The sequence below is a fragment of the Campylobacter porcelli genome (genome assembly GCF_002139855.1).
In the GTDB taxonomy this organism is placed as follows: Bacteria; Campylobacterota; Campylobacteria; order Campylobacterales; family Campylobacteraceae; genus Campylobacter; species Campylobacter porcelli.
On record NZ_CP018789.1, the window covers coordinates 237,859 to 258,968 of the forward strand.

The 21,110-nt window shown below is 35.9% G+C and carries 22 protein-coding genes; 17 read left to right on the top strand and 5 right to left on the bottom strand.

The genetic code is table 11. From position 1 onward, the window contains the following. Window position 1: 1 nt before the first annotated feature. From CSUIS_RS01195 to flhB, 8 genes are read left to right on the top strand one after another with little or no spacing between them, the layout of a single operon-like run. On the top strand, window positions 2-2,329 hold the full coding sequence (locus CSUIS_RS01195; protein ID WP_086296781.1) for a hybrid sensor histidine kinase/response regulator: 2,328 nt from the start codon (window positions 2-4) through the stop codon (window positions 2,327-2,329). Window positions 2,330-2,338: 9 nt separating this feature from the next. After that, complete coding sequence (locus CSUIS_RS01200; RefSeq protein ID WP_086236978.1) at window positions 2,339-2,839, top strand: chemotaxis protein CheW; 501 nt, start codon at window positions 2,339-2,341, stop codon at window positions 2,837-2,839. A 9-nt stretch (window positions 2,840-2,848) separates the two neighbouring features. Then, window positions 2,849-3,472: a phosphoserine phosphatase SerB gene (serB, locus tag CSUIS_RS01205; RefSeq protein WP_086236977.1), complete on the top strand. Its 624-nt coding sequence runs from the start codon at window positions 2,849-2,851 to the stop codon at window positions 3,470-3,472. 9 nt (window positions 3,473-3,481) lie between these two features. Then, the gene (locus CSUIS_RS01210; RefSeq protein ID WP_086296782.1) at window positions 3,482-4,462 is read left to right on the top strand and encodes a transaldolase; all 981 of its coding nucleotides are present in this window, start codon (window positions 3,482-3,484) and stop codon (window positions 4,460-4,462) included. 57 nt (window positions 4,463-4,519) lie between these two features. After that, entirely contained in the window at window positions 4,520-5,056 is a 537-nt protein-coding gene (locus tag CSUIS_RS01215; RefSeq protein ID WP_086236975.1) for a 50S ribosomal protein L25/general stress protein Ctc, read from the top strand. Then, window positions 5,056-5,601 carry an aminoacyl-tRNA hydrolase gene (pth, locus tag CSUIS_RS01220; protein ID WP_086296783.1) on the top strand — a complete coding sequence of 182 codons (546 nt, stop codon included), beginning with the start codon at window positions 5,056-5,058 and terminating at the stop codon, window positions 5,599-5,601. Before CSUIS_RS01215 ends, pth begins: the two co-directional genes overlap by 1 nt. A gap of 52 nt (window positions 5,602-5,653) precedes the next feature. Beyond that, entirely contained in the window at window positions 5,654-6,787 is a 1,134-nt protein-coding gene (gene nspC / locus CSUIS_RS01225) for a carboxynorspermidine decarboxylase (RefSeq protein ID WP_086296784.1), read from the top strand. Between the two features lie 9 nt (window positions 6,788-6,796). After that, the gene (flhB, locus tag CSUIS_RS01230; RefSeq protein ID WP_086296785.1) at window positions 6,797-7,873 is read left to right on the top strand and encodes a flagellar biosynthesis protein FlhB; all 1,077 of its coding nucleotides are present in this window, start codon (window positions 6,797-6,799) and stop codon (window positions 7,871-7,873) included. Window positions 7,874-7,909: 36 nt separating this feature from the next. Here the strand turns inward: flhB and CSUIS_RS08660 are convergent, their stop codons facing one another. Genes CSUIS_RS08660 through CSUIS_RS01245 form a run of 3 tightly spaced genes read right to left on the bottom strand, consistent with a single transcriptional unit; the run spans window position 7,910 to window position 10,548 of the window. Beyond that, the gene (locus CSUIS_RS08660; protein ID WP_086296786.1) at window positions 7,910-8,335 is read right to left on the bottom strand and encodes a type II secretion system protein; all 426 of its coding nucleotides are present in this window, start codon (window positions 8,333-8,335) and stop codon (window positions 7,910-7,912) included. Further along, entirely contained in the window at window positions 8,336-9,616 is a 1,281-nt protein-coding gene (locus CSUIS_RS01240; protein ID WP_086296787.1) for a dihydroorotase, read from the bottom strand. It lies immediately after the preceding gene. Beyond that, on the bottom strand, window positions 9,616-10,548 hold the full coding sequence (locus CSUIS_RS01245; protein ID WP_086296788.1) for an aspartate carbamoyltransferase catalytic subunit: 933 nt from the start codon (window positions 10,546-10,548) through the stop codon (window positions 9,616-9,618). Before CSUIS_RS01245 ends, CSUIS_RS01240 begins: the two co-directional genes overlap by 1 nt. Before the next feature lie 234 nt (window positions 10,549-10,782). Between CSUIS_RS01245 and rho the strand changes: the two genes are divergently transcribed. The 7 genes from rho to CSUIS_RS01280 are packed head-to-tail and all read left to right on the top strand — an operon-like array spanning window position 10,783 to window position 17,467. After that, complete coding sequence (rho, locus tag CSUIS_RS01250) at window positions 10,783-12,099, top strand: transcription termination factor Rho (RefSeq protein ID WP_086236968.1); 1,317 nt, start codon at window positions 10,783-10,785, stop codon at window positions 12,097-12,099. A 9-nt stretch (window positions 12,100-12,108) separates the two neighbouring features. Further along, window positions 12,109-13,653 (top strand): DNA polymerase III subunit gamma/tau, encoded by a 1,545-nt coding sequence (locus CSUIS_RS01255; protein WP_086296789.1) that lies wholly within the window; start codon window positions 12,109-12,111, stop codon window positions 13,651-13,653. Window positions 13,654-13,660: 7 nt separating this feature from the next. Then, window positions 13,661-15,451, top strand: coding sequence for a translation elongation factor 4 (gene lepA / locus CSUIS_RS01260; protein ID WP_086242369.1), 1,791 nt, complete (start codon window positions 13,661-13,663; stop codon window positions 15,449-15,451). Window positions 15,452-15,497: 46 nt separating this feature from the next. Beyond that, window positions 15,498-15,704 (top strand): 2-hydroxymuconate tautomerase family protein, encoded by a 207-nt coding sequence (locus CSUIS_RS01265; protein WP_086236965.1) that lies wholly within the window; start codon window positions 15,498-15,500, stop codon window positions 15,702-15,704. Next, on the top strand, window positions 15,701-16,360 hold the full coding sequence (locus CSUIS_RS01270; protein ID WP_086236964.1) for a hypothetical protein: 660 nt from the start codon (window positions 15,701-15,703) through the stop codon (window positions 16,358-16,360). Before CSUIS_RS01265 ends, CSUIS_RS01270 begins: the two co-directional genes overlap by 4 nt. Before the next feature lie 10 nt (window positions 16,361-16,370). Then, window positions 16,371-16,898, top strand: coding sequence for a hypothetical protein (locus tag CSUIS_RS01275; protein WP_086296790.1), 528 nt, complete (start codon window positions 16,371-16,373; stop codon window positions 16,896-16,898). Beyond that, window positions 16,898-17,467 (top strand): ComF family protein, encoded by a 570-nt coding sequence (locus tag CSUIS_RS01280; protein WP_086296791.1) that lies wholly within the window; start codon window positions 16,898-16,900, stop codon window positions 17,465-17,467. Before CSUIS_RS01275 ends, CSUIS_RS01280 begins: the two co-directional genes overlap by 1 nt. A 39-nt stretch (window positions 17,468-17,506) precedes the next feature. Here the strand turns inward: CSUIS_RS01280 and pseC are convergent, their stop codons facing one another. Then, window positions 17,507-18,631 (bottom strand): UDP-4-amino-4,6-dideoxy-N-acetyl-beta-L-altrosamine transaminase, encoded by a 1,125-nt coding sequence (pseC, locus tag CSUIS_RS01285; protein ID WP_086296792.1) that lies wholly within the window; start codon window positions 18,629-18,631, stop codon window positions 17,507-17,509. Window positions 18,632-18,640: 9 nt separating this feature from the next. After that, window positions 18,641-19,201 carry a dCTP deaminase gene (gene dcd / locus CSUIS_RS01290; protein WP_086296793.1) on the bottom strand — a complete coding sequence of 187 codons (561 nt, stop codon included), beginning with the start codon at window positions 19,199-19,201 and terminating at the stop codon, window positions 18,641-18,643. 121 nt (window positions 19,202-19,322) lie between these two features. Between dcd and accB the strand changes: the two genes are divergently transcribed. Together accB and CSUIS_RS01300 are read left to right on the top strand one after the other, a co-directional pair. After that, window positions 19,323-19,769: an acetyl-CoA carboxylase biotin carboxyl carrier protein gene (gene accB, locus CSUIS_RS01295; RefSeq protein WP_086242374.1), complete on the top strand. Its 447-nt coding sequence runs from the start codon at window positions 19,323-19,325 to the stop codon at window positions 19,767-19,769. Then, complete coding sequence (locus CSUIS_RS01300) at window positions 19,766-21,103, top strand: acetyl-CoA carboxylase biotin carboxylase subunit (protein ID WP_086236958.1); 1,338 nt, start codon at window positions 19,766-19,768, stop codon at window positions 21,101-21,103. Before accB ends, CSUIS_RS01300 begins: the two co-directional genes overlap by 4 nt. Window positions 21,104-21,110: the final 7 nt, after the last annotated feature.

Below are 21,110 nucleotides of genomic sequence, written 5' to 3' on the forward strand. Positions count from 1 at the left end.
TATGGATGATATGCAAGAAATACTAGAAGACTTTTTAGTTGAGGCATTTGAGCTTATTGAGCAAATAGATCATGATTTGGTTGAGCTAGAGTCTAATCCTGAGGATTTAGAGCTATTAAATCGTATTTTCCGTGTTGCTCACACAGTAAAAGGTAGCTCATCATTTTTAAATTTTGATGTCTTAACAAAACTTACTCACCATATGGAAGATGTGTTAAATAAAGCTCGCCATGGGGAGTTAAAGATTACTCCAGATATTATGGATGTGGTTTTAGAATCAGTTGATATGATGAAAGCACTTTTAAGAAGTATTAGAGAGCGTGGAAATGATACTGATGCTGGTGTGAGTATATCTGATATATGCGATAGACTTACAGCCATTAACGAAGGTAGAACTCCAGAGGTTAGCAGTGCATCTACTACTAAAGATGAGCTAAAAGAAGAGCTCCCAGTTCAAACAAAAGAAGCTCCAGCACAAGAGCAAGAAGCTGAGCAAGAAGTAGATGTAAATAGCTTAAGCGAAGATGAGGTAGAAGCTGAAATTGAAAGACTTCTTAAAGTTCGCAAAGCTGAAGATCAAGCCAGAAGAGAAAAGCAAAAGCAAAGCAGTGAGCAGCCAGCTCCAAAAGAGCAAGCCCAATCGCCTAAACCACAAGCTCTAAAATCATCAAAAGAGCAAACTCCAGCCCACTCTAGCTCATCAGCAGTAGAGCAAACTATTAGGGTTGAGGTAAAAAGACTTGATAATTTGATGAATTTGATTGGTGAATTAGTTCTTGGCAAAAATAGACTCCTTAAAATTTATGATGATGTAGAAGAGAGATATGAAGGAGAGAAGTTCTTAGAAGAGTTAAATCAAGTTGTAAGCCAATTAAGCTTAGTAACTACTGATATTCAACTTGCTGTTATGAAAACAAGAATGCTACCAATTGCTAAGGTATTTAATAAATTCCCAAGAATGGTGCGTGATCTAAGCCGTGAGCTAGGCAAACAAATTGATCTAGAAATAAGTGGTGAAGAGACAGAGCTTGATAAATCAATTGTCGAAGAGATCGGCGATCCGCTTGTTCATATAATTAGAAATTCTTGCGACCATGGTATTGAAGATCCTAAAGATAGGCTAGCAGCTGGAAAACCTGAAAAAGGCGTAATCCAACTAAAAGCTTATAATGAGGGAAATCATATCGTTGTTGAGATAGTAGATGATGGTAAAGGGATTGATGCTTTAGCTGTGAAGATGAAAGCTCTTGAAAGAGGCATAATCACAGAAAGAGAAGTAGATAGTATGAGCGATAAAGAGGCATATTCGCTTATATTTAAGCCAGGATTTTCTATGGCTAAGCAAGTTACCAATGTTAGCGGTCGTGGCGTGGGAATGGATGTCGTTAAGACAAATATTGAGAAATTAAATGGTATAATTGATATAGAGAGCGAAGTTGGAAAAGGCACAATTATGAAGCTTAAAATTCCACTAACTCTAGCAATTATACAATCCCTATTAGTAGGCTCTCAAGAGGAATTTTATGCTATCCCACTAGCAAGCGTTAAAGAAACAGTAAGAGTCCCAGTAGATAATATCTATACAATCGAGGGTAAAAATGTCCTTAGACTTAGAGATGAAGTTCTTAGCCTTGTTAGACTTAGTGATCTATTTGGTGTTAAGCAGATATTTGAAAGCGGCGATCAAACATATGTAGTTGTAATTAATGTTGCTGATAGTAAGCTTGGTATTATAGTTGATAGCTTGATTGGTCAAGAGGAGATCGTTATTAAATCTCTTGGAAATTATTTACAAAATATTCGCGGAATTGCTGGTGGTACCATTAGAGGCGATGGTAAGGTAACACTAATTGTCGATGTTGGTATGATAATGGATATGGCAAAAGAGATTAAAATAGATATTAGAGCTAGTATGGAATCAAACGCTCAAATGGCTAAAAAAGAAAAACCAAGTGATTATAAAGTTTTAATTGTTGATGACTCTAAGATGGATAGGACAATTATGCAAAAATCACTTGAACCAATTGGTGTAACTGTGATAGAAGCGACAAATGGTATTGAAGCGTTAAATATTGTCAAATCAGGAGATCACAGCATAGATGCAATGCTTATAGATATTGAGATGCCTAGAATGGATGGTTATACATTGGCTGGAGAGATTAGAAAATACTCTAAATATCGCAATTTGCCACTAATTGCAGTTACAAGTAGAACAAGTAAAAGCGACCGCTTAAGGGGCGTAGAAGTAGGTATGACTGAGTATATTACTAAACCATACTCTCCAGAATACTTAGAAAATGTCGTAAGAAAAAATATAAAGCTAGTGTAAGGAAGTAAAATGAGCGATAAATTAGGTGAAGTTTTACAAAGGCAAAAACAGCAAATAAGCGAACCTGAAAATATAAAAGATAGAGAAGAGATAGAACAACTCGTAGGCTTTATCGTTGGTGATGAGGAGTTTGCTATTCCAATTTTATATATAAAAGAGATTATCAAGCCAATTGAATACACTAGAGTTCCTAGTGTGCCACCATATGTGCTTGGTGTGTTTAATCTTAGGGGTAGTGTTATCCCTTTGATAGATTTAAGAATTAGATTTAATCTTGAACCTAGTAAAATGACAGCAAATACCAGATATATCGTTATGCAAGATAGCGAAAATATCGCTGGTTTTGTCATAGATAGGCTTACAGAGGCTATTAGAATAAATACAAATCAAATAGACCAGCCGCCTGAAACTCTAGCTAAAGATAAAGGAATGATACAAGGTATCGGTAAAAGAGATAATAATATCTTAACGATATTAAAGGTTGAATCTTTATTAAAGCGTGATTTTTAAGGCATTTAAATGATAAAACTTTGTGTTTTTGATTTTGATTCTACTCTTATGGATGGTGAGACTATTACCATCCTCTCAAGAGCGATGGGTAAAGAAAAAGAGGTGGGCGAGATCACTGCTAGAGCTATGGCAGGTGAGCTTGATTTTTATGAAAGTCTTATAAAAAGAGTTAGATTGATTGAGGGCTTAGAGCTTAATAGAGCCTTAGAAATTGCTTCAAATTTACCATTTATCACTGGTGCAAGTGATATTATCTCATATTTAAAATCCAAAAATATTAAGATAGTTGTATTTAGCGGTGGATTTCATATAGCAACAGATATAGCACAAAATAAACTAGGCTTTGATATAAATTTTGCCAATGAACTCCACCATAAAAATGGAATTTTAACTGGCAATGTAGGCGGAGAGATGATGTTTGGCGACTCTAAGGGTAAGATGCTTAAAAGACTTAAAGATTTTTTAGGTTTAAATAAAGATGAAGTAGCTTGTGTGGGCGATGGGGCAAATGATATATCTATGTTTAAAGAAGCTAGCACCGGTATTGCCTTTTGCGCAAATCAGGTATTAAAAGACGCTGCTACTCATATAATAGATATTAAAGACTTAAACGAGATTAAAAAGATTATATAAAGGTAGAAAATGAAAGAGATTAATTTCTCTCTTTGGTGTGATTTTTTAGAGCGTGATTTTATAAATTCAAATTTCACGCAGCTAATCCAAAATAGCGTAATTAACGGCGTTACAAGCAATCCAAGCATATTTAAAAATGCTATTTGTAGCTCAAAAGCCTATAGTGAGTTAAAGGATAAATTTAGAAAAAAAGATCCAAAAAAACTATATGAAATTTTAGCTACAAATGATATTAAAATGGCAGCTACTAAGTTGCTTGGTAATTACGCAAGAGGCGATGATGGCTTTGTCAGTATCGAGATAGATCCAAATTTAATTTTAACAAGCGATATTGTCGAAGAGGGCAAAAGGCTATATAATACAATTAAAATGCCAAATGTGATGATTAAAATCCCAGCTATTTCATCTGGATTTGAAGCGATGAGTGAGCTAATGAAAAAAGGAATTAATGTCAATGCTACGCTTATTTTTTCTAATTCTCAAGCCAAAGAGTGCCTAGAGGCATTTAAAGAAGGAACGAAAAAATATAGCAAAAGATTTCCGCAAACCACTTTACCTCAAGGGGTAATTAGCGTATTTGTAAGTCGCTTTGATAGATTGCTTGATGAGAAGCTCGAAGATAGAGCTAAATTTGGGATTTATAACGCAACAAGCATATACAATCAAATCCAAAATGCCAATCAGAGTAATGTAAGAACTCTATTTGCAAGCACAGGCGTTAAGGATGGGAGTTTGCCAGCGGATTATTATATCAAAGAGCTTTTATATCCAAATTCTATAAATACAGCACCACTTGATACCATCAAAGCTTTTATTGCTAGTGGCGATTTTAGGGCTAAAGCTTTGCCAAGCGATGATGAAATATCTAAATTTATGGCAAATGCAAAGGTGCTTGGTATAGATTATAATAGAGTTTGTTCAGAGCTTTTAGATGATGGTTTAGAGGCGTTTGTAACGGCTTTTGATGAGATTTTAGCGTCGCTATCATAAGTTTAAATTTATATTTTTTGGCTATAATTGCCAACTATTTTATTTTAAGGAAAGATAATGTTAGAAGGCATTGTTAGAGAGAGTATTGACAAAAGAAGCACTAAAGCTCTTAGAAAAGATGGTTATCTAATCGCCAACATTTACGCAAAAGGTATTGAAAATATCAATGCTGCTTTTAAAGTAAATGATTTTATCAAAGCTGTAAAGGCTAAAAGCGGTTTGAAATTTGATGTAAGCGTAGGTGGTAAAACCTATAATGTTGTAGTGGTTGATTATCAAAAACACCCAGTAACAAGTATTTTAAAACATGTTGATTTAAAAGTTGTCTTACCAGATGTTGAATCAAAATATTTAGTCCCAGTTATTCCTGTTGGCACTCCAGCTGGTATTAAAAACAAAGGCGTTTTACTACAATCTAAAAAGCGTTTAAAAGTCAAATGTAAAGGCAAAGACCTTCCAGATAGCTTTAAAGTAGATGTATCTCCACTTGATATAGATGATACAATATTAGTTCGTGATATTAAGGCTCCACAAAATGTTCGCATTATAGATGCGGGTCGTGTAGCCGTTTTAGGTGTAGTAAAAGCTAAGTAATGACCCTAATAGCTGGGCTAGGCAATATTGGCAAAGAGTATGAAAATACTCGCCATAATGTTGGATTTATGCTAATTGACCTTATGCTTAAAGATGGCGGTTATAGCGATGTAAGTTCAGCTAAATTTCAAGGTGAGCTATATAAAAAAGGCTCCCTTCTCCTTCTTAAACCATCTACATATATGAATGCTAGTGGTAACTCATTAAAAGCTGTAAATGATTTTTATAAGCCTAGCCAGATTATTGTCGTTCATGATGAGCTTGATATAGCTTTTGGGGCGATGAGATTTAAAAATGGTGGCAGTAGTGGTGGCCACAATGGCATCAAATCCATAGATAAGCTAATAGGCAATGGCTATGATAGAGTCCGCATAGGTATAGGTCGTAGTGATAAAAGCGTGATTGATTATGTTTTAGGCAAGTTTGATAGCGATGAGATGAAAAAGCTTGATGGGATATTATCTCATGCTAAAGAGGCTATTTTGGCTTTAGTAAATTCAAAAGATATAGCGGCAATCTCATCTAAATTTACACTTAAGACTTAAAAATATCTTAATCTAAATTTGATATAATACCCCAATTAAATTTAGGAATAATATGAGATTACAAGATATCAAAACTCCAGCATATGTCTGTGAAAAGAGCAAACTTCAATCAAATTTAAATCTGCTTAATTATGTCGCTCAAACAAGCGGAGCTAAGGTGCTTTGTGCTCTTAAAGGTTTTGCATTTTCTCCTGGTATGCCACTTACATCAGCTATATTAGGTGGTGCTACTTGTAGTGGTTTAATTGAAGCCCAATATGCCAAAGAGCATGGTTTTAAGGAGATACACACATACTCTCCAGCCTTTAAAGATGATGAGATCGATGAGGTGCTAAGCATTAGTAATCATGTGGTTTTTAATAGTTTTAACCAGTGGAAACGCTTTGCTACAAAGGCTAAAAATAGCAACGCAAGTATAGGCCTAAGAGTAAATCCAAATGTCTCAGCTAGTCCAACTGATATGTATAATCCGTGTGGTAGATTTTCTAGATTGGGTATTACTAGAGAGAATTTTGAATTTGATAATATAGATGGGATTGATGGGCTCCATTTTCACGCACTTTGTGAAGAGAGTGCTAAGAGCTTGGAGATGGTTTTAAAGGCGTTTGAAGAGCAGTTTGGCAAGATTTTATCGCGTATGAAGTGGGTAAATTTTGGAGGTGGCCATCATATCACAAAGGCTGGTTATGATGTAGAATTGCTTATTAGGCTTATTAAGAATTTTTCTAAAAAGTATAATGTTGAAGTCTATATCGAGCCAGGTGAGGCTGTGGGCTGGGAGTGTGGATTTTTGATTGCCACTGTGTTAGATATAGTTGATAATGAGCAAAAAATTTGTATTATAGATGCTTCAGCTGAGTGCCATATGCCAGATACTATCTTAATGCCATATCGCCCAAAGATTAGAAATGAGAGCCAAAATGGCAAATTTAGCTATAGATTTGGTGGGGCAACTTGCTTAGCTGGGGATATTGTCGGAGCTGAAGCTGGGGATCCAATTTATAAATTTGATAACCCTATAAATATTGGCGATAAGATAATTTTTGAAGATCAAATTCACTACACAATAGTAAAAAACACCACTTTTAATGGCGTTAAACTTCCAAGCCTAGCTATGGTCAATGAGAGTGGTGATGTGGTGGTTTGGCGTGAATTTGGATATAAAGATTATGCTAATAGAAATTAAGTAGGCTAGATGGCAGACGATCAAGAAAAAACCGAAGAAGCCACCGCTAAGAAGATTGAGGATGCTAGGAATAAAGGAAATGTCCCTAAATCCCAAGATGTTAGTGGATTTGTCACCTTGCTTGTGGGGTGCGTAGCTCTTATTGCTTTGATGGGATTTATGGGCGATAGGGTGATGAATTTATATCTATATTATCAAGATCTTATCGGCACACCACTTACTAGAGAGTTATTTTTTAAAATTGTTATCCACTCTATTTTTCAATGTTTGCTTATACTTTTGCCCTTGCTTATTTGCGTGATGATTGCTGGGATTATCTCAAATGTTATGCAGTTTGGTTTTATTTTTACCACTGAGCCTTTAATGCCAAATTTTTCTAAGCTTGATCCAATCAAAGGTCTTGGAAATCTCTTTTCGCTTAAAAAGGCAGTTGAAACAGCAAAAATTTTAATCAAAGTTTCAGCCATATTAGGTTGTGCTTTTTATGTATTTTTGCAGTTTATTACAGAGCTTCCTTATACGATGTTTTATACGATGTTTGACCAGCTTGTATGGCTTAGAGATAAGATGTTTATTTTAGCTGGGATTATGCTATTGCTTTTTTTGATTATTGCAGTTGCTGATATATTTATAGTAAGGTATCAATATTTCAAAGGGCTTAGAATGTCTAAGCAAGAGGTAAAAGATGAGTATAAGCAGATGGATGGAGATCCTAGAGTTAAGGGGCGTATCCGTCAGTTACAGATGCAAGCAGCCAAAAAGCGTATGATGCAAAATATCCCAGCAGCCGATGCCATTATCACAAACCCAACCCACTATGCTGTGGCGATCCGCTATGATAAGGATAAGGAGTCTGCGCCTGTTGTATTAGCTAAGGGAGCAGATCATTTGGCACTTCGTATTAGGCAAATTGGGATTGAGCATGGGGTGCAAATAGTGGAAAATCCGCCACTAGCTCGTGAATTATACCGCTTGTGTGATGTAGATGATCAAATTCCAGCTAATCTATTTAAAGCAGTAGCTGAAGTGCTGACATTTGTGTATTTAGGTAATAAGAGTAAATTTGCCAAAAGGCTAAATGGCTAGAAATTTATTAAAATTTATAGCCATTTAAGCAGATTATTAATCAAATATTCCACCACCGCTTAGCGTGATATTATTATCAATCCAATCTTTAACAGCTGGAATTTTAACTAGTGTTTTACACAGAGGCTCATCATCAATAGTAGCTTGATTAATCGCTATAGTATCACTTGTAAGATTGATATTTAGGCACTTTGTCCAAGCTTCATTTTTATCATATGATTTTTTGTAAGTTGGGGCTAGTTTATCTAAATTGCTTTGAGATTTTAGCTCACCAGATGGAAGTTTGCCATTTATCGTATAGTATGCTGTTAGCTGAACAATGGTATCTTTTAGCAAAGTAGCAGAGACCATAGCACTTGCGTCATCTTTAGTAGCTATAAATTTAGGCACAGCAATACTAGCTAAAATCCCTAGTACCACAATCACAAAAACCAGCTCAATCATAGTAAATGCACTTCTCATTCACACCACCACATTTGGAAAATCATATACTAATTTTCCTGATTTTATAGTTTTTATAGCGGCTCCTTTTAGTTTTTTGCCTAAAAGTGGTGAGTTTTTGGATTTGGATTTATTTAAATTTTCATCATAAATATACTCAAATTCAGGATCAACTATGGCAATATCAGCCAAATATCCTATCTCGATTTTGCCCCTATCATTGAGTTTTAATAGCTTAGCTGGATTTAGGCTTGTAAGCTCTACCATCTTATTTAAGCTTATAACTCCATCTCTAACTAAATTTAAAGTAAGCGGGATTAAGGTTTGAAGACCTAAAATTCCAAATGGAGCCTTATCAAATTCCCTCTCTTTCTCATCTAAATGGTGTGGAGCGTGATCTGTGCAGATTATATCTATTATACCATTTCTTAGCCCCTCTCTCATCGCCTTGACATCATCTTTAGTGCGAAGTGGTGGAGACATTTTGTAGTTTGTATCATAGCCTTCAAGGTAGCTATCATCAAATGTAAAGTGGTGTGGACAGACTTCACAAGTTATATTTATACCCTCTTTTTTGGCAGTTTCGATGAGTTTTAAGCTCCATCCGCTACTTACATGAGCTATGTGAATATGTCCGCCAGTTAGCTTAGCTAGGAGCATATCGCGGCTTATCATAATCTCCTCTTGCTCTCTTGGCATACCTTTTATGCCTAGTTTCATAGACATTAACCCCTCATTCATATGTCCATTTCTACATAGTGAGCAATCTTGAGAGTGGTTTATAATAAATGAGCCATGAAATGCTGAATACTCAAGCGCAGCTCGCATAACATCACTAGAGCTTACTGGCAATCCATCATCGCTAAATGCCACGCATCCAGCCTCGCTCATCTCGCCCATCTCAGTGATACTGCCACCTTTCATACCATTTGTTATGGCTCCTATTGGCATTAGGTCTATTAGGCCTCGTTTTTTAGCCTTTTTTATCATATCTCTAGTGATTGTGGCGTTATCATTTACGGGATTTGTATTTGCCATAGGGCAACAAGCAGTTACACCCCCAGCTACAGCAGTTTCAGAACCACTTATAATATCATCTTTATACTCAAATCCAGGATCTCTAAAATGCACATGAATATCAATAAGTCCAGGCATTATGAGTTTGCCATTAGCATCAATGATATTATCAGCCTTTGGCTCATCTAGAGTAATATCAACTATCTTGTCATTTTCTATTAATACATTTGCCTTTTTACTATCATTGGCGTTGATTATCATTCCATTTTTAATCAAAGTTCTCATTATAATCCTTTGAGATTTTTATATACTATATCTAATATTGCCATTCTAATCGCCACGCCATTTTCTACTTGGGATAAGATATTAGAAATTCTAGTATCATCAGCTACATCGCTATTTAGCTCCACGCCTCTATTTATAGGGCCTGGATGGAGTATAATGGCGTTATCTTTGGCTTGTTTCATTCTATTTTTACTTAATCCAAAATATCTACTATACTCTCTAATGCTAGGAAATGGCGTCTCATCATCGCTTCTTTCAAGCTGAATTCTAAGCATTATAATCGCATCGCTACCTCGCACCGCCTCATCCATATCTTTACAAATTTCACAGCCAAAGACGCTAGCATATTGCATCATTTGAGGTGGGCCAAATAGTTTAATTTTTATACCTAAAGTTTGCATAGCATAGATATTTGACCTAGCTACTCTAGAGTGAGCTATATCGCCGATTATAGATACAACTAGGTTATCAAATGAGCCAAATTTCTCATATATCGTAAATAGATCAAGCAAAGCTTGAGTAGGGTGCTCATTACATCCATCGCCGGCATTTATCACGCAACTTGGGGTGTGAGATGCTACGAATTTAGCAGCACCTGAGCTACTATGACGCATAATGAATATATCAGTTTTCATAGATTCTATATTTTTGATTGTATCAATTAGCGTCTCTCCTTTATTGGTGCTTGAGCTACTAGCAGTAAAATTAATAGCATCACTTGAGAGCCTTTTGGCTGCGATTTCAAAGCTTGTGCGAGTTCTAGTGGAGTTTTCAAAGAATGAATTTACAACCGTAACGCCCTTTAAAAGTGGGGATTTTTTCTCATTTTGTAGATTTAGATTTTTATAATGTTTGGCTAAATTTAAAATTTGAAATATATCATCGCTACTAAGATCTTTTGTAGAGATTAGATTTTTTTTGGAGTATGCCATTTTCTCTCCTTTTTGCGTGGCATTTTATCCTTATTTGGCTTAATTGTGAATATAATTAAAAAATTTTGTTTATTTAAAGATATATAAAATATAAAAATAATTATATTAAAAATATATAAATTTTATTTTTAAATTTTGCCTTGACAATTTAATAAAATTTGTATAAAATTAAGGCTTTAAAACTACAATTTTATTCGTTGTAACCGCTATTTATTCATAATTTAAAGAGGACTAATGGAAAGCAAGGAAACTACTCAACAAACCAAAAAACAGCACACTCGCACCCATACACCAGTTGATGGCTATAAGATAGAAGAGCTTAGACTTCAAGATTTAGATAGCTTAGTAGCAATCGCTGAAGAAGTAGGTGTGCAAAATCCTAGAGAATTTCGTCGCCAAGAGCTTGTATTTGAAATTTTAAAAGCACAAACCAAGCAAGGTGGATTTATCTTATTTACTGGAATTTTAGAGATTGTAGAGGGCGGATATGGCTTTTTACGCTCTACTGATGCGAATTTGAGCGATTCGGCAAATGATACTTATGTCAGCCTAAGCCAGATTAAAAAATTTGCCCTAAGAGTTGGCGATATTATCACAGGGCAGGTGCGAGAACCAAGAGAGCAAGAGAAGTATTATGCTCTATTAAAAATAGAAGCTATAAATTATAAATCCATAGCCGAAGCCAAAGAGCGGCCATTATTTGATAACCTAACTCCATTATTTCCAAATCAAAAAATTCAATTAGAGTATGATCCGATGAAGCTTACAGGTCGTGTGCTTGATCTTTTTACTCCAATTGGTAAGGGGCAACGAGGTCTAATAGTAGCACCACCTAGAACCGGTAAAACCGAGCTTATGAAAGAGTTAGCTCACGGCATTACTAGAAATCATCCAGAAGTTGAGCTAATAGTGCTTTTAATAGATGAGCGTCCAGAAGAGGTTACAGATATGCAACGCAGCGTACGTGGCGAGGTCTTTAGCTCTACTTTTGATTTACCAGCGTCAAATCATGTAAGGGTAGCTGAATTGGTAATCGAAAAGGCCAAAAGGCTAGTAGAGATGGGTAAAGATGTAGTAATCTTGCTAGATAGTATAACCCGCCTTGCAAGGGCGTATAACACAGTAACGCCAAGTAGCGGTAAAGTTTTAAGCGGTGGCGTGGACGCAAATGCACTGCATAAACCAAAGAGATTTTTTGGTGCAGCTAGAAATATAGAAAATGGCGGAAGTCTAACCATAGTAGCAACCGCATTGATAGATACGGGTTCTAGAATGGATGATGTGATATTTGAAGAGTTTAAAGGCACTGGTAATAGCGAGATTATACTAGATCGCACCATTTCAGATCGTAGAATTTACCCAGCTGTAAATATACTCAAATCAGGCACTAGAAAAGATGAGCTACTACAAGGTAGCGATGATCTAGGTAAAATCTGGGCTATAAGAAATATTATAGCTACGATGGATGATATAGAGGCTCTTAAATTCCTATACTCTAAAATGCTAAAAACCAAAAACAATAAAGAGCTTTTGGGTATAATGAACGAATAAGGAATGAATTTGAAAGCTTTAGCACTTAAATATCGCCCAAAGAGCTTTGATGAGTTAATCGGTCAAGATGTGGTGGCAAATACATTAACCCACGCTTTAGAGACCAATAGATTAGGACATGCGTATCTATTTTCTGGGCTTAGGGGAAGTGGTAAAACCAGTAGTGCTAGGATATTTGCTAAGGCTTTAATATGCCAAAATGGTATAAGTGCTCATCCGTGTGAAGTTTGTCCAAATTGTATTATGGCTAATGAGAATCGCCATATGGATATTATAGAGATGGATGCAGCAAGCCATCGTAAAATCGATGATATTAGGGAGTTAATCGAGCAGACTAAATACTCTCCAAGTAGTGCTAGATTTAAGATATTTATCATAGATGAGGTGCATATGCTAACCAAAGAGGCTTTTAATGCGCTTTTAAAGACGCTTGAAGAGCCGCCTGATTATGTTAAATTTATCCTAGCGACTACTGATCCGCTTAAACTTCCAGCTACTGTTTTATCACGCACTCAGCACTTTAGATTTCACTCTATAGCTAAAGCTAGTGTGGTTAAGCATTTAGAATTTATACTAAATAAAGAGGGAATTGAATTTGAAGAAAGAGCCTTAGAAGTATTAGCTAGAAGTGGTGGTGGGAGCCTTAGAGATACTCTTACCTTGCTTGATCAAGCGATCATTTATTCACACGAAAAGCTTACGCATAAGGTCATTGTAGATATGCTAGGGCTACTTGATCCAGATAAGATTGATAAGATATTTGCTGTGGTAAATTCAAGGGATAAAAATGAGCTTTTAAAGCTTTTAAGTGAGTTGCAAAATTATGATTCTAGCTCGATAATTGATGAGTTAATAGAGAATTTAAAATATAAATTTATCCATCAAAATAGCCAATACTCTTTGCTTATATTTGAGAGATTTTTTAGAATTTTAAGCGAAGCAAAATCAATGCTAAGCAATCTAGCAGATCCTGAATTTGTGCTATTTATCACCTTATTTATGATGGTTGAAGCATTTAATTTAAGAAGTATAGATGATGCTATAACGGAGCTAAAAAATAAGCCCATAACTCCAAATTTAGAGCCACAAAATAGATCTACTCCAATCCAGCCAAAGAGTGATTATCAAAATTTTGTAGATTTTTTATATGATAAAAGCTATGATTTGGGTATTTTATTTGATGAGTGCGTTAGTTTAAAAGGTCTAGAAAATGGCGTTTTGACGCTTGAATTTGCTATGAGTGATGAGCAGCTAGATCTTGCTAGAAAGCACTATAATGATGTGATTTTACCAGCTGTTAAGGCATCTTATGGAGACTCTATAAAACTCAATGTGCAAAAAGTTGCCCCAAAAGAGATTGGCGCTTTAAGTCGTGCCCCAATGCCACCAATAACCCAGCAAATTAACGAGCCAAAAACGCAAAATAGTGAGCCAAAAGCCATTAATGAGCCAAGCGGTGTGTTGAGTTTAAAATCATCATTAAGCCAAGAAGAGATAAATTTAAAAGAGTTAAAACGGCTATTTGGGGAGCCAGAAATTATATCAAATAGTTAGGAATATTATGAAAAATATAAGAAATTTTAGCATTATAGCCCATATAGATCATGGTAAAAGCACTCTAGCTGATCGCATTATTAGCCAGTGTGGTGCTGTAGATGAGAGATCTATGAGCTCTCAAGTAATGGATACAATGGATATAGAAAAAGAGCGTGGAATTACCATAAAAGCACAATCTGTAAGGCTTAGCTATACCCTTGATGGCGAGCATTATATTTTAAATTTAATTGATACTCCAGGGCATGTGGATTTTAGCTATGAAGTTAGTAGAAGCTTAGCAAGTTGTGAAGGGGCACTTCTTGTAGTTGATGCTTCTCAAGGCGTTGAGGCTCAAACTATAGCAAATGTTTATATAGCTTTAGAAAATAATCTTGAAATTATTCCAGTTATAAATAAAATAGACCTCCCAGCAGCTGATCCTGAACGAGTAAAAAATGAGATAGAGCATATAATTGGGCTTGATTGCTCTAATGCTTTAGAGGTGAGTGCAAAAAGCGGAGTTGGGATAAAAGAGCTAATAGAAACTATAATTCGCAAAATTCCACCACCAAAGGCGGATTTGAATTTGCCATTAAAAGCGTTAATTTACGATAGTTGGTTTGATAATTATTTAGGTGCTTTGGCTCTTGTAAGGGTCTATGATGGAAGCGTTAAAAAGGGCGATGAAGTCTATGTGATGGGAACAGATAAAAAGCATATTGTTTTAGATCTGATGTATCCAAATCCAGTTTTACCTATTAAAACAGATGAGCTAAAAGCTGGAGAAGTAGGGGTAGTGGTCTTAGGTCTAAAAGATGTAGCAAGTGTAAGTGTGGGCGATACCATCACACTAGCTAAAAATAGAGCCACAGAGCCAATAGGTGGATTTGAGAAGGCTAAGCCGTTTGTATTTGCTGGATTATATCCTATAGATACAGATAAATTTGAAGATTTAAGGGATGCTTTAGATAAGCTTAAATTAAATGATAGCTCTATAAGTTATGAGCCTGAAACTTCAGCAGCTCTTGGCTTTGGCTTTAGAGTTGGATTTTTGGGCTTACTTCATATGGAGGTGGTAAAGGAGAGATTAGAGCGTGAGTTTAATCTTGATCTCATAGCCACAGCTCCGACTGTAACCTATCAAGTAGTATGCACTGATGGGACTACGCTAAATATCCAAAATCCAAGCGAACTACCACCAACTAATAAAATAGAGCATATAAAAGAGCCATATGTCAAGGCTACTATTATCACTCCAAGTGAGTTTTTAGGCAATATCATCACTCTTTTAAATTCACGCCGTGCTATCCAAACTAAGATGGATTATATCACCACTTCAAGAGTGCTTTTAGAGTATGATATACCGATGAATGAGATAGTTATGGACTTTTATGATAAGCTAAAGAGCGCTACAAAAGGCTATGCTAGTTTTGATTATGAGCTAGGCGAGTATAGGGTTGGAAATTTAGTTAAGCTAGATATAAAAGTAGCTGGCGAGACAGTCGATGCTCTCTCCATCATAGTTCCTGAAGAAAAGGCGATGAGCAAGGGTAGAGACTTTGTAAAAGCAATGAAGGAGATAGTCCCAAGACAGCTTTTTGAGGTGGCTATCCAAGCAAGTATAGGTAGCAAGATAATTGCTAGAGAGACAGTCAAATCAATGGGTAAAAATGTAACCGCAAAGTGCTATGGTGGCGATATAACTCGCAAAAGAAAGCTCCTTGAAAAGCAAAAAGAGGGTAAAAAGCGTATGAAGGCTATTGGCAAGGTTACTTTGCCTAGTGAGGCATTTTTAAGCGTGCTTAAGATAGATTAAATTTAAATGGCACGGAATTTGCTAAGTATTTTGATTAAGGAGAGCAATGCCATATATTAATATTAGGGTTACTAAAGAAAATGGCGAACCCACAACCGAGCAAAAAGCGAAGCTAATAGAGGGCGTAACGGATTTAGTAAGTCAAATTCTAGGTAGAAACAAAGCTAACACCGTAGTAATCATTGATGAGATAGATATGGAAAATTACGGCTTAGGGGCTAAAAGTATAAAATCTATAAGGGAGAGCAAATGAGAAAAATTTTGATTTTGGTTTTGGCGATGATTTTTGGTGGTTGTGCTATGAATAGTAGCACGGCTAGGACAGAGAGTGCGAAGTCTTATGATACGATATTTCGCATAAATACCAAGTGCGAACCATGCTCACAAAAGGGCTATGAGACTACTATAGATGGTAGATTATATAGAAGCGATATAGCGCTTAATTGTTGTGAAAATAGCCGCACTATCGATACATCAGCAGCGTTAAAAAAGGTCTATATCCACAAAGTGGTTGATTTAGCAGATTCGCAAAAATCTGTTAAAATAAATGGCAAAAATGTTAAATTTGATAAAAATTTTGCCTCAGTTTTTTACGCGGCGTTAGCAACTGAGTTAAAATCTCGTGGAATTTATGTAGAAAATAGCAGCAAATCGCCTTATACTTATAGAGTGGATTTTGATTTTACCGATATAAGAAGCACATATAGCCCAGGGGCGAACTATTTAAATTCCAAGCTATCAGGAACGCTAAATATCAAAAATATAAATAAAAAAAGAACGATATTAATCACTACAACTCAGAGTGTGAGCGACCTAAATGCTAGTCAATCATCCGATTTTGATATGTTTATGAATTTGCTTATCAAGCAATCGGCTAATAAAGTAGCCCAAGAGGTATCAAATTTCTAAAGGTTAAGATATGAGAGTGGTTATTTTTGCTATTTTTATCTTGATTTTAGCAAGTTGTACTAGTTTTAGCTCGGTTTTAACACTTAAAGATTATAGTGTTACTAGTGAGAATATACATAAAAAAGTGCTTATAAATAGTATAACTGACACAAGACCAAATAAAAGTATAGTAGCCACCATTACAGATTCTAAAGGGAGCGTAGAGCATAGTGTGATACTCTCTCAAAGCTTAGAAGATAGCTTTGCTAAAGCGTTAAATCAAGCATTAGGAAAAAATGGCGATGGCGATGAGATTGTCGTGGATATAGAGATAGTGCAATTTAGTGCTAATCTAAGTGGCTATAGTGGGGAGAATTTAAAAGGTCAAAGTAAGGTGATAATCAAGATTAAAAATGGCGATAAGGTTATCACTAAGACAATCTCTCAACCCCAAAGCCGATATACTCCACTTCCTATTCCATCGGCATTTGAGCCATTTATTAATGATATGTTAAGAGATATGGTAGAAGCTAGTATCAAGGCTATTTTATCTAGTTGATGCGATGCCTTAAATGTGCTAAAATATCGTTTAAAATGATATGTAAAGATTGCCAAAATATACTTAGCGAGTATGAGCAAGGCTGTAGATTAGTAGATGGATTTAAGGTATATTATTTTTATAAATATAGCGATATTAAGGAGTTGCTAGCTACTAAGCACCATTTGCATGGCTCTTTTGTTATTTCGCATTTGGCTAGTCTTAGTTTAGCTAAATTTGCTAGTGAGTTTAGCTTTGGGAGTAAGGTGGCAGTAGTAGCGCTTGATGATAATATAAAAAGTGGCTACTCTCACACTGCGATTTTAGCCAAAGCCCTATCAAATTCAGAATTATCCCCTATTTATAGAGCTTTACGAGCTATAAATGAAGTCAAATATGCTGGAAAATCTCTAGAGTTTCGCCGTAAAAATCCACGCAAATTTCAGCTTTTAAAGCAGATTAAATATCCCGTAATCTTAGTAGATGATATTATAACTACTGGCTCTAGTATGCTAGAGGCTAAAAAGGTATTAGCAAAAGCTGGGATAAATGTGCTTTTTGGCTTAGTTTTAGCAGACGCTAGAGAGTAGGGTGGTTTAAATTTAGGATTAGTTTAATCCTAAATTTGGTTAAATCGCACATCTAGACCTATATTTTTCCATTATTTCATTTAAATTTGATATAACCAATCTAGCATCTTCATCGCTCATCATCTGGTGGCATGGCAAGCTAAGCTCAGCCCTATAGAAATCTTCAGCCCCATTAAGCCTAATCTCTCCATATAAATTCTTATAAAAGCTAAATTGATAAGTTGGTTTATAATGCACTTGTACGCCAATTCCTCTAGCGTGAAGCTCATTATAAATATCCTCTTTTACGCACCATAAATTTGAGTTTAAAAGTACTGGATATAGATGTCTAGCACTTCTTATATTACTTGGTATCTCTATAGTTTTTAGATATTTTGAGCCTTTAAAAGCATCATCATATATCTTAGCAATTTCATATCTCCTATTTATAAATTTATCAAGTTTTTTAATCTGACTAAACCCCAAAGCACACGCTACATCGCTTAAGCGGTAGTTGTATCCTAGCTTTATTATATCCATATTCCAAGCCTGTTTTTTGATAATGCCATGTGAGCGTGTAAGTCTAGCTGATGTGGCGATATTTTCATCATTAGTTAGCAGCGCCCCACCTTCAAATGTAGTAATAGGCTTAATCGCATGAAAGCTAAATATACTCACATCGGCTAAATTCCCTACCATCTTCCCATCACGACTACTTCCTAGAGCGTGGCTAGCATCATCAATGATTTTGATTTGGCTATTTTTAGTCAAATTTTTAATCTCATCTATATCCGCTGGATAACCACCAAAATCAACCGCGGTAATAACCTTTGTTTTATCATTTATCAAAGGTTTTATAGATTTTGGGTCTATATTTCCATTTGGTAAAATATCAGCGAATTTAATATTTGCTCCACACATTATAGCCGCATTTGCCGTAGCCGCAAAGGTAATTGGCGTGGTGATTACTTCATCATTTTTACTCACACCAAGTGCGATATAACCAGCATGGAGCGCTGAAGTAGCTGAGTTCATCGCCACAGCAAATTTCGCCCCAGTAAGCTCACACAAAGCACTTTCAAATTCACTCACTCTATTACCACAAGTAAGCATATCGCTCTTTAGTGTTTCTACCACAGCTTGTATATCATCATCATCTATCTTTTGTCTGCTATAAACCATCATTTTAAGCCCTTATTGTAATATTCTTGGTAGGGTTATTCCTGTTTGGGATTGATATTTGCCATTTTTATCAGCGTAGCTTACCTCACAAATCTCATCTCCTTGTAAAAATAGCACTTGAGCTATCCCTTCATTGGCGTAAATTTTAGCTGGAAGTGGGGTTGTATTTGAAATTTCTATCGTGATATGACCTTCAAATCCAGGCTCAAATGGGGTTACATTCACTATTATTCCACACCTTGCATATGTGCTTTTGCCAAGGCATATAGCTAGAGTATCCCTAGGCATTATAAAATACTCCACAGTCCTAGCTAACGCAAATGAATTTGGCGGCACAATGCAGACATCTCCTATGAAATCCACCACATTTTTCTCATCAAAATTTTTTGGATCTACCACAGTTCCGCCTACATTTGTAAAAATTTTAAACTCATTACCAACTCTAATATCATACCCATAGCTTGAAAGCCCGTAGCTTACGACTCCACGACCTATATTCTCTTCACAAAATGGTGTTATCATCTTGTGATCTAAACTCATTTGGCGTATCCATTTATCGCTTTTTAAACCCATAATTTTCCTTTTAAATTTAAATCACTACATTATATCAATTTCTACTTTAAACTAAAGTTTAGCTTATTATTTATATATTTTAGGTAAAATTATGAGATTTTACTCAATTTAAGGAGAATTTATGACAAAAGATGAAATTAAAGAGCTTATGAGCTTTTTTGATGAGACAAGCATTAATAAAATCAAAATTAAAAATGGCGATTTTGCAATTGAATTAGAAAAATATGAACCTTGCGAACAAGTAGCTCCAGCTCCAGTTTGTCCTCCAATCCCAGCACCAGCACCAATTAATGTGGTAGTAAATGAAAAAACAGTAACCACATCAGCCACAGATACCCTAAATGCACCGATGGTAGGCACATTTTATATAGCTCCAAGCCCAGGTGCGCCAAGCTTTGTAAAAGTAGGTCAAACAGTTAGAAAAGGTGATATTATCGGCATTATAGAAGCTATGAAAATTATGAATGAGATTGAAGCGGAGTTTGATTGCAGGATTATAAAGGCTTTAATCGCAGATGGTCAGCCGGTGGAATTTGGTATGGCGCTATTTGAGGTTGAGAAACTATGAGAGAGATTAAGCGAATCTTAATAGCAAATCGTGGAGAGATAGCTCTTAGAGCACTTCGAACTATACAAGAGATGGGTAAAGAGGCAGTTGTGGTGCATTCTACAGCTGATAAGGACGCCCTTTATGTCAAATACGCTGATGCTAGTATCTGTATAGGTGGGGCTAGAAGTAGCGAGAGCTATTTACACATTCCAGCTATTATCACAGCGTGTGAGATTAGCGAGGCTGATGCGATATTTCCAGGGTATGGATTTTTAAGCGAAAATCAAAATTTCGTAGAAATTTGTGATAAGCACAATATCAAATTTATCGGCCCAAGCGTGGAAGCTATGGCTTTAATGAGTGATAAGAGCAAAGCTAAGCAAGTTATGATGAGAGCTGGAATTCCAGTTGTTCCAGGTAGTGATGGTGCGATAAAAGATATAGAAACAGCTAAGAAATTAGCCGCTCAAATCGGCTATCCAGTTATCATAAAAGCAGCCGCAGGTGGTGGCGGTCGCGGTATGAGAGTGGTAGAAAAAGAAGAGGATTTAGAAAAAAACTTTTGGTCAGCTGAAAGTGAGGCTATGAGTGCTTTTGGTGATGGCACAATGTATATGGAAAAATATATCTCAAATCCTCGCCATATAGAGGTTCAAGTTCTAGGCGATGAGTATGGTAATGTAGTCCATGTAGGCGAAAGGGATTGCTCAATGCAACGCCGCCACCAAAAATTAATAGAAGAGAGCCCAGCTATAATTTTAGATGAAAAAACTAGAGATGAATTACACCAAACAGCAGTAAAAGCGGCTAAGGCTATCGGATATGCTGGTGCTGGGACATTTGAATTTTTATATGATCAAAAGGATAATAAATTCTATTTTATTGAGATGAATACAAGACTTCAAGTCGAGCATTGCGTAAGCGAGATGTGTAGTGGGCTAGACCTTATAGAGTGGATGATCCGCATAGCCCAAGGCGAGAAGCTCTTAGACCAAAAGGATATTAAGCTAAGCGGTCATGCTATAGAGTGTAGGATAACTGCTGAAGATCCAAAGAGTTTTACTCCAAATCCTGGTAAAATCACAAAATATGTAGCCCCTGGCGGTAGAAATGTCAGAATGGATAGCCATATTTATGAAGGGTATAGCGTCCCACCATATTATGATAGTATGATAGGTAAGCTAATAGTTTATGATGCTAATAGAGATAAAGCTATTGCTAAGATGAAGGTTGCTTTAGATGAGTTAATTATCCAAGGTATTAAAACAACTAAAGATTTTCATATAGGTATGATGAATAATGATGACTTCGTAAATAACTTGTATGATACTAACTATCTATCAAAGCATTAATTTATAA

Coding starts and splice junctions, on each gene's coding strand:
- CSUIS_RS01195 (WP_086296781.1), top strand. CDS start 2: ATGGATGATATGCAAGAAATACTAGAAGACTTTTTAGTTGAGGCATTT.
- flhB (WP_086296785.1), top strand. CDS start 6,797: ATGGCAGACGATCAAGAAAAAACCGAAGAAGCCACCGCTAAGAAGATT.
- serB (WP_086236977.1), top strand. CDS start 2,849: ATGATAAAACTTTGTGTTTTTGATTTTGATTCTACTCTTATGGATGGT.
- CSUIS_RS01245 (WP_086296788.1), bottom strand. CDS start 10,548: ATGGCATACTCCAAAAAAAATCTAATCTCTACAAAAGATCTTAGTAGC.
- dcd (WP_086296793.1), bottom strand. CDS start 19,201: ATGGGTTTAAAAAGCGATAAATGGATACGCCAAATGAGTTTAGATCAC.
- rho (WP_086236968.1), top strand. CDS start 10,783: ATGGAAAGCAAGGAAACTACTCAACAAACCAAAAAACAGCACACTCGC.
- CSUIS_RS08660 (WP_086296786.1), bottom strand. CDS start 8,335: ATGAGAAGTGCATTTACTATGATTGAGCTGGTTTTTGTGATTGTGGTA.
- CSUIS_RS01210 (WP_086296782.1), top strand. CDS start 3,482: ATGAAAGAGATTAATTTCTCTCTTTGGTGTGATTTTTTAGAGCGTGAT.
- CSUIS_RS01215 (WP_086236975.1), top strand. CDS start 4,520: ATGTTAGAAGGCATTGTTAGAGAGAGTATTGACAAAAGAAGCACTAAA.
- accB (WP_086242374.1), top strand. CDS start 19,323: ATGACAAAAGATGAAATTAAAGAGCTTATGAGCTTTTTTGATGAGACA.
- CSUIS_RS01300 (WP_086236958.1), top strand. CDS start 19,766: ATGAGAGAGATTAAGCGAATCTTAATAGCAAATCGTGGAGAGATAGCT.
- CSUIS_RS01270 (WP_086236964.1), top strand. CDS start 15,701: ATGAGAAAAATTTTGATTTTGGTTTTGGCGATGATTTTTGGTGGTTGT.
- nspC (WP_086296784.1), top strand. CDS start 5,654: ATGAGATTACAAGATATCAAAACTCCAGCATATGTCTGTGAAAAGAGC.
- CSUIS_RS01265 (WP_086236965.1), top strand. CDS start 15,498: ATGCCATATATTAATATTAGGGTTACTAAAGAAAATGGCGAACCCACA.
- pth (WP_086296783.1), top strand. CDS start 5,056: ATGACCCTAATAGCTGGGCTAGGCAATATTGGCAAAGAGTATGAAAAT.
- CSUIS_RS01275 (WP_086296790.1), top strand. CDS start 16,371: ATGAGAGTGGTTATTTTTGCTATTTTTATCTTGATTTTAGCAAGTTGT.
- CSUIS_RS01200 (WP_086236978.1), top strand. CDS start 2,339: ATGAGCGATAAATTAGGTGAAGTTTTACAAAGGCAAAAACAGCAAATA.
- pseC (WP_086296792.1), bottom strand. CDS start 18,631: ATGATGGTTTATAGCAGACAAAAGATAGATGATGATGATATACAAGCT.
- CSUIS_RS01240 (WP_086296787.1), bottom strand. CDS start 9,616: ATGAGAACTTTGATTAAAAATGGAATGATAATCAACGCCAATGATAGT.
- lepA (WP_086242369.1), top strand. CDS start 13,661: ATGAAAAATATAAGAAATTTTAGCATTATAGCCCATATAGATCATGGT.
- CSUIS_RS01280 (WP_086296791.1), top strand. CDS start 16,898: ATGCGATGCCTTAAATGTGCTAAAATATCGTTTAAAATGATATGTAAA.